General features: G+C 54.5%; 11 protein-coding genes. 3 read left to right on the plus strand and 8 right to left on the minus strand.

All coding sequences use genetic code 11. The features are described 5' to 3' along the window. Positions 1-215: 215 nt before the first annotated feature. From RWM61_RS14390 to RWM61_RS14400, 3 genes are all read left to right on the plus strand, one after another. Positions 216-1,172 (plus strand): Fe(3+) dicitrate ABC transporter substrate-binding protein, encoded by a 957-nt coding sequence (locus RWM61_RS14390; protein WP_314001985.1) that lies wholly within the window; start codon positions 216-218, stop codon positions 1,170-1,172. A gap of 72 nt (positions 1,173-1,244) precedes the next feature. Then, complete coding sequence (locus tag RWM61_RS14395; RefSeq protein ID WP_314001987.1) at positions 1,245-2,288, plus strand: iron ABC transporter permease; 1,044 nt, start codon at positions 1,245-1,247, stop codon at positions 2,286-2,288. After that, positions 2,285-3,319, plus strand: coding sequence for an iron ABC transporter permease (locus tag RWM61_RS14400; protein ID WP_314001989.1), 1,035 nt, complete (start codon positions 2,285-2,287; stop codon positions 3,317-3,319). The genes RWM61_RS14395 and RWM61_RS14400 overlap by 4 nt, the downstream gene beginning before the upstream one ends. A 110-nt stretch (positions 3,320-3,429) precedes the next feature. Here RWM61_RS14400 and RWM61_RS14405 read toward each other — a convergent pair whose 3' ends face one another. The 8 genes from RWM61_RS14405 to RWM61_RS14440 all read right to left on the minus strand — a co-directional run bounded on the left by RWM61_RS14405 (position 3,430) and on the right by RWM61_RS14440 (position 11,912). Then, the gene (locus RWM61_RS14405) at positions 3,430-4,398 is read right to left on the minus strand and encodes a D-glycerate dehydrogenase (protein ID WP_314001991.1); all 969 of its coding nucleotides are present in this window, start codon (positions 4,396-4,398) and stop codon (positions 3,430-3,432) included. Position 4,399: 1 nt separating this feature from the next. Further along, positions 4,400-5,911 carry an FGGY family carbohydrate kinase gene (locus RWM61_RS14410; RefSeq protein ID WP_314001993.1) on the minus strand — a complete coding sequence of 504 codons (1,512 nt, stop codon included), beginning with the start codon at positions 5,909-5,911 and terminating at the stop codon, positions 4,400-4,402. 13 nt (positions 5,912-5,924) lie between these two features. Beyond that, a complete protein-coding gene (locus RWM61_RS14415; protein WP_314001995.1) occupies positions 5,925-6,755 on the minus strand; it encodes a 2-amino-3,7-dideoxy-D-threo-hept-6-ulosonate synthase in 831 nt (276 codons plus the stop codon). Between the two features lie 56 nt (positions 6,756-6,811). Next, positions 6,812-7,849, minus strand: coding sequence for a zinc-dependent dehydrogenase (locus tag RWM61_RS14420; protein WP_314001997.1), 1,038 nt, complete (start codon positions 7,847-7,849; stop codon positions 6,812-6,814). Positions 7,850-7,888: 39 nt separating this feature from the next. Next, positions 7,889-9,157, minus strand: coding sequence for a TRAP transporter large permease (locus tag RWM61_RS14425; RefSeq protein WP_314002047.1), 1,269 nt, complete (start codon positions 9,155-9,157; stop codon positions 7,889-7,891). A 20-nt stretch (positions 9,158-9,177) separates the two neighbouring features. After that, on the minus strand, positions 9,178-9,693 hold the full coding sequence (locus RWM61_RS14430; protein ID WP_314001999.1) for a TRAP transporter small permease: 516 nt from the start codon (positions 9,691-9,693) through the stop codon (positions 9,178-9,180). Positions 9,694-9,711: 18 nt separating this feature from the next. Beyond that, on the minus strand, positions 9,712-10,806 hold the full coding sequence (locus RWM61_RS14435) for a DctP family TRAP transporter solute-binding subunit (RefSeq protein ID WP_314002001.1): 1,095 nt from the start codon (positions 10,804-10,806) through the stop codon (positions 9,712-9,714). Positions 10,807-11,045: 239 nt separating this feature from the next. After that, positions 11,046-11,912, minus strand: coding sequence for a MurR/RpiR family transcriptional regulator (locus RWM61_RS14440; RefSeq protein WP_314002003.1), 867 nt, complete (start codon positions 11,910-11,912; stop codon positions 11,046-11,048). Between the last annotated feature and the right edge of the window lie 9 nt (positions 11,913-11,921).

The following is an 11,921-nucleotide window of genomic DNA, read 5'->3' on the forward strand; positions in this document are numbered from 1 at the left end:
GTTACGCCCAAACCGGAAAATTACCAACGTTTACCTCGAAGTGCATAGGTCATGCTATTGAACTTTAAAAGGGAGAGCTCTATAATTACTTTGATAATGATAACCATTATCAACAATATAGTTTAGGGGGGCAATACAGAGACAAACAGCTTTAACCGTTGCGGTGCTGATTATATGGGAATTGCAGAGAAGACAACTTAGGGAGATGTAAAAAAATGAGATTACATAAGTCGTTGTTATTGTTTTTCACTTTCATGCTGGTTTTGGGAACTTTGGCCGGCTGTGGGACAACTGCCGGCAAACAGACGGAAGCAAATGCGGGGGCACAGGCCGGCACACGGATCATTAAACACGGTCTGGGAGAAACGCAAATCAAAGGTACGCCGCAGCGTGTCGTCGTACTGGAATTGGGCTTTATCGAGTCATTGCTGGCAGTGGGTGTAAAGCCGATTGGAGTTGCCGAGGACAATAAACCGAACCTGATTGATGATGAGGTCAGGAAGGCGATTGAAGGGTACAAATCGGTGGGTACCCGTGCTCAACCAAGTTTTGAAATCATCAAAACGCTGAAACCGGATCTGATCGTTGCCGATGTGGATCGACATAAAAACGCTTATGCCGAATTGTCAAAGATTGCACCGACTATCGCTGTGAAAAACCTGAATGCTACCTATCAAGATACGATTGATGCCGCATTGGTGATTGCAGATGCCGTCGGCAAGAAGGCGGAAGCAGAAAAGTTTGTGGCGGCTCACAAAGCAAAGGTACAACAACTGCGGGCAAAAGCTCCGAAGGACAATCCGAGCGTGCTGTTGGTTGCCGAAAGAGACAAAGTATTTAACGCGCGCACCTTGCAATTTTTCTCACCCGGACTTTTGGAGGCAATTGGTCTGAACTATGCCTTCAAAAACCAGACTGACGAATATAGCGTCAAAATGACAATCGAACAGCTGCTCCAGATCGACCCGGACGTGTTGATTCTGATGCAGACTGTCGATGGCAAATCGTCTATTCCGGCATGGGCGGACAATCCGCTTTGGAAAAATCTGAAGGCGGTGAAGAACAATCGCGTCTACGAGGTCGATGTTACAACGTGGTCCCTGCGTCGCAGTGTTCAAGGGGCGGAGAAAATCATGGATGAGGCAGAAAAGTTGATTTTTAAATCGAAATAAATTCGCAAGGCAGCAGAACAATTCAAGAAAGATCGCCCCCCTTTTTTGCATTGGCATAGAAAGGATAGGAGTATGAATTCTCTGTCTCAACACTTAGTGAAAATCAGTCCTGCCAGGCGGCGCTTGACCAGAACCGTGTTCTTTTTCATTACGGGCATTGTTCTGCTTTTCGGTTCGATATTGGTGTCTATTGCAACCGGTGCGTTTGATGTCTCCTTGTCCACTATCCTGGCAGCTGTTTTTGCGTTTGACGGGTCAAAAGAGCACCTGATTATTCAAACAATCAGGATCCCGAGGGCTTTCGTAACGGCATTCGTCGGAGCCAATCTCGCTGTGGCAGGAGCGTTGATGCAAGCGATCACGCGAAATCCTTTGGCCTCACCCGGAGTACTCGGGGTGAATGCGGGAGCAGCGTTTGTCGTGGTCCTGCTGAGTGTCATTTTGCCGGGAATGAGCGGCATCGTGTCTTTGGCGGCCGCTTTTGCGGGCGGCGCTGCCGCGGCCTCCGTCGTTTACTTTATCAATGCTCACGTTAAAGGAGGCAGCGTCGAAGTCAAAATGGCGCTGACCGGCGTGGCGGTTCAGGCGCTGTTGGCGTCGCTCACGCAGAGTTTGCTGATTTTTAATGATCAGAAGACAGAAATGGTTTTGTTTTGGTTAGCGGGCTCCGCTGCGGGAATGGACTGGACGGACGTTAAACTTTTGTTGCCGTGGAGTATAGCCGGGCTGATTGCTGCATGCTGCCTTGGACGATCCGCTTCCGTTATAGGTCTTGGAGAGGAAACTGCTCGCGGTTTGGGACAACGTACCGCGGTTGCGCGTGGCCTCTGCGCTTTGATGGTGGTGGTTCTCGCCGGGGTGTCGGTATCCATTGCGGGGCCGATTGGATTTGTCGGATTGATCGTACCTCATATCGCAAGGTATTTGGTCGGTGTAGATTACCGGGTGGTCATTCCAGTAAGCGCGATCTTTGGTTCGGTACTGCTTGTGCTTGCTGATATTGCCTCGCGGTTTGTTTCATTTCCCTACGAAACACCCGTGGGAGTTGTGACAGCTTTAATTGGAACTCCATACTTTATTTATTTAGCGCGGCGTAAAAGGAAGGTATCCAAATGACAGAAACTGTTTATGAGGCGCCTGCCGGTTTGGCTGAACGTCCAAGGAGGGTTTTAAAATCTGTAACCGTACTTGCCTTGCTGCTGGTGCTCACGATTGTGTTTTCCATTATCAACATGGGGATTGGAGCCATCCGGTTCTCTCCTTGGGATATCGCAGCCTCATTGGCCGGAATAGGAGATCCTGATCTGGCGGCTATCATTATGGAGTATAGGATTCCGCGTATTGTTCTTGCGATTCTGACAGGAGCCGGGCTTGCAATCTCAGGCGTTATCACGCAATCGGTCATGCGCAATCCGCTTGCAGCACCTGATACGCTTGGGATTTCCGGGGGAGCCGGCCTTGCTGCCGTGATTGTGACCCTGCTGTTACCGGCATCCGCTCCCGGAGCCGTGTCGACAGCCGCTTTTCTCGGCGGGGCGATGGTTGCAGTTGTCGTATACTTGCTGGCGCATCGCGGAGGGGTCGAGCCGATACGATTAGCCCTTGTGGGGGTGGCAGCAAGCGCCTTCTGTGCTGCAGCGATTCAATTGCTTGTTTCAAAGGCAAACCCGAACGTAAATTCCGCGCTGATCTGGCTGAGCGGGAGCCTGTGGGGGCGGACATGGGATCAGGTAAACGAGCTGCTTCCCTGGATAGCGCTTCTGATCCCGTTGTCATGGGCACTGGCCATACAGCTGGATCTGATGAATTTGGGGGATAATGTGGCTGCAGGTCTTGGGATTCGGGTGCAATTCATGCGTTTTTTGCTGCTCGCTTTCTCGGTCGGAATGACGGGGGCGGCGGTTGCCGCGGTAGGCACGATCGGCTTTGCGGGGCTGATAAGTCCGCACATGGCGAGAAATTTGGTTGGATCCCGCCATAAAATCCTTGTTCCCACTGCGGGTGTTCTTGGTGGTCTGCTGGTGCTTGCCGCTGACTCAATTGGAAGAGGGCTGTTACCGCCTCTGGAAATTCCCGCCGGCTTGATCATATCTCTTATCGGTGCCCCCTATTTTCTGTATTTGTTGCGGCGTGAATCGAAACGCTAAGCTGGTATAGGCACGGAACCGGAAAAGGAGGAATGAGACAATGCCGGAAGCTCCGGCCTTTGCCCGGATCCCCCGACATCAGTAAAACGGTTGCCTTAACGAACCCTGTGCTAAAACGTGTTGACCCGGTAGAGAGGATCTTGTCCGGAGAGTACACGCAAAATATTTTCCGCCGCTATATCCGCCATTTTGCTGCGCGCGGCGATGCTGGCGCTGCCGATATGCGGCAAGGCGACCACGTTCGGCAGCTTGAGCAGCGGGTGCCCGGTTGAAATCGGCTCCTCGTCAAACACATCCAGTCCCGCCGCCCAGATTCCGCCGCCGGCCAGGGCGTCGTACAGCGCTTTCTCATCAACAATTCCGCCTCGGGCAGTGTTGATCAGAATTGCGGTTTTTTTCATCATTGCCAGCTCTTTCGCGCCGATCAGGTTTGCCGTTTCCGGGGTATACGGAGTCATGATGCAGACATAATCGGACGTTTGCAGCAGGGTGTCGAGCTCCGTATAGATCAGTCCCCGGGTTGCTTCAAGCTCCGGCTTGCGGCTGCGGTTATAGTACAGCACCTTCATCCCGAAACCGGCTGCCCGCCTTGCAACAGCTTCGCCGATTCTCCCCATGCCGATCATCCCCAGGGTCGCGCCATGGACATCCATACCCGTCAACAGCATGGGGGACCAAGTACGCCACTGTCCCGCCCGAAGATAGCCGGAAGCCTCGATCATCCTACGCGCCGTGGCCAGCAGCAGCCCGAACGTCAAATCGGCGGTCGCTTCCGTCAATACTTCCGGTGTATTCGTTATAACAATTCCGCGCTCCGCAGCCGCTTCAACGTCAATGTTGTTGTAGCCGACAGCCATCGTGCTGATCACCTTCAGCTTGGGAGCGCGCGCGATCAACTCGCGGTCAATCCGCTCGGTAAGCAGGCAGAATAAAGCATCCGCATTCCCTAACGCCCGTTCAAGAACATCCCGTGGAACCGGCTTGTCCTCCTCATCCCATATGGAGACATCGCAGCAGCTGGACAACCTTTCGATAGCTTCCCGCGGTATTCTTCGCGTGATGTAAACATTGGGCTTCATTTCACCCCTCCTTGCGCGCATTATAGGCTTTAGCAAAAAAGGAACGCAGCGCCGGATAGAGCTCGCAAAACAACCGGTACTGCCGCTCATATCGGAGCACCAGCTTCTGGTCCGGCTCTACCGCGAACAATCGCCGGCTCTTGAAGGCGCATACGCCCTCGTCCATATCGGCGTAGAAACCGACCGCTCTGCCCGCCAGAAGAGCGGCGCCGCACGCCGCTGTCTCCGCCACCTCGTTCACTTCGATCACCTTGCCGAGTACATTGGACTTGATTTGCGACCAATGACGATTTTGCGCCCCGCCGCCGATGGAGAAAAAGTCTGCAAAAGAAAGGCCATACGCCTCTTCCATAATCTCGTAGATTTGTCTCAATCCATATGCGCAGCCTTCGTAGATCGCCTGAAGCATATCCGTTTTCGTTGACGTTAAGTCAAGTCCCACAAAGCTTCCTCTGGCGTGCACGTCCCAGATCGGCGACCGTTCTCCGAACATATAAGGCAGAAAAAAAAGGCCGTTGGCACCGGGAGGAGCGGAACGTACCAGGTTCTCCAAAATACCCGGATCCGCCGCCGCCTCGGCTTGCAGGAAATTTTCCTTAAACCAGCGTATGCTTGAGCCCGGCGTGGACATGGCCCCATGGGACAGCCATCGCCCTTTCAGAATATGGCAGCGGTTCAGGAAACGGGCGTCGAACCGCCGCGGATTGTCCGTGCAAATCGTCAGCACATCGGAGGTGCCGACCGATTCGAACATCTGGCCCGGCGCAAGCCCGAGCGTAAGCGTCGAACAAGCCGTATCCGCCGCGCCGGCCGCGACCCGGACACGGCCGCCGAAGGGCAGGCCGCAATCGTCGCTGACCCGGCCTATCGCTTCCCGGGGATCGACGATCTCGGGCAGCAGACTTTCCTCGATGCCGTAAATGCCGCAAAGCTTGGCGGACCAGCGGTATTCCTCGACGTCAAACATGCCGGAGTAGGAGGCCTGCGTCCAATCCAGCACAAATCTTCCCGTCAAACGGTAAAGGAGATACGAGGATAGATGCCCCCACTTCCGGGTCCGGCGAAAAAGCTCCGGGCGGTTATTCTTGAACCATAACAGCGACGTGAGCGAGATCATGCCGGGCTCCGTACGGTTTTTCGTAATGCGAAACCTTTCCTCTTCCGAAACAGCGGCTTTCACCCATTCCGTCTCCGCTGTGCTTCGTTGATCCATGTACAGGATGCCCCGCTGAAGGGGACGGCCGGCCTCATCCAGAAATACGGAAGCATTGCAGAAGCAGGACAGAGACACGGCCTCGATTTCCCCTCCCAGGTCCGCCACTTTCCTTGACACAAGGCCAAGCAGTTCGTGCACCAGCTCCCAGGTTTGCTCCAGGTCGATTTCGACCCACCCGGGCTGCGGAAAACAGAGCGCATACGCTCTGCTCTCCACGTCCTCAATCCGTCCGTCCCTGCCTACCGCAGCGACTTTAATGCCGCTGGTTCCGACGTCAATTCCGATTACATGCGACATGGCTTCCCCCTTATTATGGCAGCATTGCAGGGGTGATTGCGGTTAGCTCCCGATACATTTCTGCGGCTTCATTCACGCTTCCGTTATCGTGAATCACATGCTTTAAAGCTTGGACGATCGCGGTCGGGTTGCTTGTGTTCCAGACAAATCTTCCGAACGTGATGCCTGCGCCGCCCGCCTCGATCACGTCCTTGGCCATCTGGAAATAGTCTTCGACCTGCGTACCCGTTTCTCCTCCCGCTACGACGACGCGGGCGGGCGTCGAGGCTACCACCTTCGCGAACGTGTCGGGATCCCCGGTATATTTGGTCTTCACAATATCGACGCCGAGCTCCGCGCCGGTCCTCACGGCGTAAGCGACATGCTTCCAGTGATCCTTCTCTTCGGCCGGAATCTGATTGCCCCGCGGATAAATATGGGCAATCATCGGAATGCCGTGCTCCGCCGCCCTGCCGGCGACGACCGCCAGGCTGCGCAGCTGCTCGGGCTGGTCGCCGCCGCCTACGATGCAGCCCATGGAGACGGCGTCCGCTCCCAAGCGAATCCCTTCCTCTACCTCCGCCACCTGCACATCGTAATTCGGCTGAAAGGGAGAGAAGGTCGAGCATTTGAGAATGAGCGCGGTTTTGCCGGCGTGCTGCCGGAAGCACATATCCGCTATCCCTTTATGCATCGTCATCGCGTCGGGACCGCCTTCGACGATCTCGCTTATTTTTCTGCCGATCGGCATCAGCTCGTCGAATATTCCGCGGGCCGGCGCCTGATCGACCGCTACCGCCAGCAATCGGCCCGTCTTTTCATTCAACAACCGCCTCATCCGAATTTCTTTGCCCAGTAAAGCCATCTCGAATTCCTCCTTGAACGTTTCCATATTTATGGCACGAGCCTTGATGCTTGCCGTCAGTTATGAATGAGCGACTTCATACCCTTGCCCGCTTTCACATCCAGGATCGCTTCACGGATGTTATCCAGCGTATAACCCGTTGTGGTCAGCAGTTCCGTATCGATATGGCCCGCCGCAATCAAGGAGAGCGCTTTGTGATAATCCGACCGGGTCAACGCCGTCGTGCCGTTCACGACAACCTCCTGATAATGAATGAAATTGGGATCGATTTGAGACATGACGCCATTCGTAAATCCGGCGAACAGGTTCAAAGTGCCTCCCTTGCGGAGCAGCATGACCGACTCGTTCACCAGGCTGGAAATTCCGATCGCCATAATGACGGCGTCCGCCCCCAGCCGATCCGTCTCCCGCATGACGATATCGTGCAGGGACTGTTCGGCGGGATTGACCACAAGATCCGCACCTGCCCGATAGGCGCGTTCGGCCCTGTGCTCGATCAGCTCGCTGACGATCACCTTGCCGGCGCCGGCGAGCTTGGCAAGCTGCACATGCATCAGGCCGATCGGCCCTCCTCCGATAATCACGACCGTATCGTTGATGCGAATGCCGGCTTTGCGATTGCCGTTGATGCAGCAGGCCAGCGGCTCTGCAACCACGGCCTGCTCGAACATGACGTGATCGGGAAGCTTCACAAGATTGCCGGCCTCCAGCGCAACTTGAGGGATGCGGATATATTCCGCGAATCCTCCATCGAATTCATAGCCGATCGCTTGACGGTTCGCGCAGGCGTTCTCCCTGCCGTTCATGCAGTAGTGGCATTTGCGGCAGGGAATGACGGGCATGATGCCGACGCGGTCGCCCTCGTTAAATCCGGTTACCTGCGCTCCGACCCGGTCTACCGTGCCGGCCAGCTCATGTCCCAATATGGAGCGCGGGCGGATTCCTTTTGTTTTCTTGCCTTCATAAATCCGGACATCCGTGCCGCAAACGGCGCTCACGCGGATTCGCACCAGCACCTCATGTTCGTTGATCTCCGGTGTAGCGACCTCCTCCAGTGAAATCTGCTCCGGACCGCTGAATATCGCTGCTTTCATGTGCCGTTCTCTCCTTTGCTTCCTATCTGTCTGTTTGCTCTATAGTCCGAACCAGCTAATAGGTCCGGTAATAACGCCGGGGAATATCGCGAATATGATCATGATGAGAATCGTAACCGCCATCCATGGAACCGCGGAACGGGTTACCTTCTCCAGCGACAAGCCCGTTATGTTGCAGGCCGCATACAAGCAAACGCCCACAGGCGGCGTAATCAACCCGAACGACAAAATAATGACCGTAAACACGATGAAGAAAACCGGGTCGATGCCGAGGCCGGTCACCGTCGGCAGCAGAATGGGCACCAGGATGAAAATGGCCGCCGTCGCATCCATAAACATACCGACTAAAATATAAAACACGAGAAGCAGAAGCATGATGACGATCGGCTGATCCGAGAGCGAGCCGATGAAAGAGCCCACGCGGGAAGGAAGACCGTCCATTTCGAAGATCAATCCGGCCGGCTTGGCCGTTACCGCGATGAACAGAATCGTTCCCGTTACCTTGGCCGTCTGAAAGAACAGCCTCGGCAGCTGCCTGAGCTTTATCGTTTTGTACAGGAACAGGGAGATTGCCAGCGAGTACAGAACGGCCACCGCCGCAGACTCCGTCGGGGTGAAGTATCCGCTCAGGATGCCGCCGAGCAGGATAACCGGAACGAGCAGCGCGGGAATGGCCTGAATAAAGCTGCTTCTCAGCTCGCCGAAGCTGAATTTGATCCGTTCCCCGTATCCTTTCTTGCGGGAGTAAACATAATTAAAAGCCATGAACAGAGCGGCAATGATCACGCCGGGAATCAGGCCTCCGATCAGCGCTTTGCCGATCGAAACATTGGCGACGGAAGCGGCGATAACCATCAGGATGCTGGGCGGAATGATCGTAGCCAGCATGGAGGACGCGAGCGACAAGGCTGTCGCGTATTCCTGCGGGTACTTGTTTTTCGTCATCGCTTTAATGCTGATATTGCCGATGCTGGCCACCTCCGCCACGGACGATCCCGCCATGCCGGCGAAGATGACGTTGGCAACGATGGAGACGTGGCCCAAACCGCCCGTCAACCAGCCGACGAGCGATTTGGCGAAGTTGAATATGCGCTCCGCGATCCCCCCCTCGTCCATGATCATGCCTGCCAGAATAAACAGCGGGACGGCGACCATGATAAAGCTGTTCATGGAACTGTACATGGACTGGCTGATCAGGCTCAGGGGAATGTCGGTAAACAGCAGAAGCGCGAAAACGGTAGATATGCCCAGCGATACCGCAATGGGAACGCCGATGATCATCAGGAAGAGAAACAAAACGAGCAGCACAACGGACAAGCAAATCCCTCCTAAACGAGCTCCCTGTGATAAACGGCCGATTCTATAATCCCGATAATGGCAAGCAGGGACGAGACAGGGACGCTGATGCCGACAATCCACATCGGAATCATCAGCGCAGACCCCATCTCATTCGTGTTCAATTGCTGGGTAACGATGTCAAGGCCCGTGTAGAACATGAAGATAAAGAAGCCGGTCGATGCCAGCATATAGACGGCAGTTCCGACACGCTGTATGATCCGCGGCATCAGCTTGAGGAAATAGGTCACCCTGGCGGATTCGGCCCGCCGGAAGCCGATCGCGACTCCGAGAAAAACCATCCAGATAAAGATGAACCTCGTCGCTTCCTCCGTCCAGGGAGCCGGTTGATTGGCGAGCCTCCCGACAATTTGAACGATGACAATCATGAACATCGAAGCTGTGGACATCGCGGCGATGACGTCGGAAGCCCGATTGAGCACGACAAAGGCGGGATTGCGCTTACACGCCGCAACGGGTGCGTCGGCGGCCAGCTCGGATTGCTGCATGGTTCATCCCCTCCTCCCTTACTCTGCTTTGCCGACAAATTGAAGCGAGGTGTCGAAGAAAGCATCGTCCTTCACAAGCTCCTTGAATTTCGGATAAAGCCCTTTGGAAATCTCGATGAACGCATCGCGCTGCTCCGGCGTCAATTCATTGACCGCCATGCCGTTATCCTCAAGCTGCTTGATGTAAGAAGATTCATCCTGCTTATCCTTGTCCGCCGACCAGGCCTGCATTTCTTTTACCGCTTCCGTAATGATCCGCTGCTGCTCGGCGGAAAGCTTGTCGAACTTGGCTTTATTCAGCGCGACCACCCAGCCGTCCGCCATATGGTTGGACATCGTCAAGTACTTCTGCACCTCATAAAATTTGTTGTTGACCGGCACTTCCACCGGATTCTCCTGCCCGTCGATCGTTTTCAGCTGGAGCGCGTTGTAAACCTCGCCGAATGCCATAGGCGTCGGCACGCTGCCGGCCGCTTTGAAATACTCGACCCACAGCGGATTGTTCGGTACTCTCATCCGAAGGCCCGACAAGTCTGCCGGCTTCTCGATAGGCCGCTTGGAATTCGTGATCTGTCTGAAGTTTCTCGTCCAGATGCCCGCGCCTTGTATGCCCAGCTCATCCAAACTCATCAGCAGCTCCTGCCCCGGTTCGCCGTTGAAATAATCCATCAGCTGCTCCGAATCATCGAACAGATAAGGAACGCTGACCATACTGAATTTGGGAACGAAATTGGCGTAGAGCGACGTCGACAGCGCCAGCATATCCAAGGAGCCGGCTCCCAGCTGCTTCACCGCCGCCGAAGGATCGGCCCCGTAAAGGGTGCCGTTCGGGAATACTTCGATCTTGATGGTGCCGCCGCTTTTTTGTTCCACCACTTTGGCAAGCTCTCTGGCCGCAACCGTAATGGAAGCCGTGTCCGGATCGGGTGTGGACAGACGCAATGTCACGCTGCTCGCCTCTTTGGACGAGCCTGCCTGCCCGGTATTGCCGGTGTCGGCCGATGCGCCGCCGCCTGTATTTCCGGTGTTGCCTCCATTGCCCGAGTTGCCGCCGCAAGCCGCCAGCGCCATGCCCAGAAGAGCAACCAAAGCCATGCTAAAAATTTTTTCCACTCTTTCATCCCCCCGTACCATCGGAATAATTTCAAATAATGCGCTTACAGAATACGCTTTCAAATCCATGAAACGAGTTTGTTCGGGAATCGAAACTGGCTTGCTATTTGGAACTTCATCCGCCGGATATTTGAAGTATAGCATTATCCGGTAATAAATTTCAATATAACAAAAATAAATTATGAAATTTTATTTCAACATCGTGAAACAAAAAACCGTCCGCTCGGGACGGCACACATTTAAATTTTGCGGTTGATCGTGGAGTTCCTGGTTTTCTCTATGCGCTGCAAGTACTTGCCGTAATCGGTATGCGAGATGCCGGCAAACAACGTATCGATGATCGTGAGCTGGGCAATCCGGGAAGCGATGGCGTCCGTTCGAAACATCGTTTCATTCGCCGCGGTATATAAATGAATGTCGGCCACACGGGTAAGCGGAGACCGGGAGAAATTCGTGATGGCGATAATACAGGCCCCTTGTTCTTTCGCCAATTTGGCCGCATGAATGACGTCCTTATTGGAGCCCGTGTGGGAAACCACGATGACCACATCACGCGGCGTCAGTACGCTCGCGGACATGGATTGAAGAAATATGTCGGTGTATACGAGGCATTTGATGCCGATTTTCAAAAATTTGTGCTGCGCGTCCAGCGCTACGGCCCCTGAAGCGCCTGTTCCGTAAATCTCGATAACCCCCGCTCCTTCAATGGCGCGGACGGCTTTCTGAAGCTCTTCGTCACTGCATACGTCCAGAGAGTCATACAGCCCCTGGATATTCGCCTGAAAAATTTTTTTCTTAATGGCCGCGATGTCGTCTTTCTCATCGATGACCTCGACGATTTGCCGATCGGTCGCCACGACCTCCTTGGCGAGGCTGATTTTCAGGTGCTGGAAGCCTTTGTAGCCCAGCCGCTTGCACAGCCGAACGATCGATGCCTCGCTGGCCCCGCTGCGCTCCGCCACATCGCCGATGGACAGATGAATAATATCGTCGTAATGGGACTGAATATAATCGGCCACTTTGTATTCCGTGGCGCTCAATTTCGCATTATTGGCATGTAAACGCGAAGCAAAACTCAAGGTTTGATTCACCTGAATAGGCCCCATCTTCCGCTC

This window comes from uncultured Paenibacillus sp., from assembly GCF_963515335.1.
Classification (GTDB): domain Bacteria; phylum Bacillota; class Bacilli; order Paenibacillales; family Paenibacillaceae; genus Paenibacillus_I.

Excerpts from the sequence above, each read along its gene's own strand:
- RWM61_RS14420 (WP_314001997.1), bottom strand. The coding sequence starts at position 7,849 with ATGAAAGCAGCGATATTCAGCGGTCCGGAGCAGATTTCACTGGAGGAG.
- RWM61_RS14440 (WP_314002003.1), bottom strand. The coding sequence starts at position 11,912 with ATGGGGCCTATTCAGGTGAATCAAACCTTGAGTTTTGCTTCGCGTTTA.
- RWM61_RS14415 (WP_314001995.1), bottom strand. The coding sequence starts at position 6,755 with ATGGCTTTACTGGGCAAAGAAATTCGGATGAGGCGGTTGTTGAATGAA.
- RWM61_RS14430 (WP_314001999.1), bottom strand. The coding sequence starts at position 9,693 with ATGCAGCAATCCGAGCTGGCCGCCGACGCACCCGTTGCGGCGTGTAAG.
- RWM61_RS14395 (WP_314001987.1), top strand. The coding sequence starts at position 1,245 with ATGAATTCTCTGTCTCAACACTTAGTGAAAATCAGTCCTGCCAGGCGG.
- RWM61_RS14410 (WP_314001993.1), bottom strand. The coding sequence starts at position 5,911 with ATGTCGCATGTAATCGGAATTGACGTCGGAACCAGCGGCATTAAAGTC.
- RWM61_RS14400 (WP_314001989.1), top strand. The coding sequence starts at position 2,285 with ATGACAGAAACTGTTTATGAGGCGCCTGCCGGTTTGGCTGAACGTCCA.
- RWM61_RS14390 (WP_314001985.1), top strand. The coding sequence starts at position 216 with ATGAGATTACATAAGTCGTTGTTATTGTTTTTCACTTTCATGCTGGTT.
- RWM61_RS14405 (WP_314001991.1), bottom strand. The coding sequence starts at position 4,398 with ATGAAGCCCAATGTTTACATCACGCGAAGAATACCGCGGGAAGCTATC.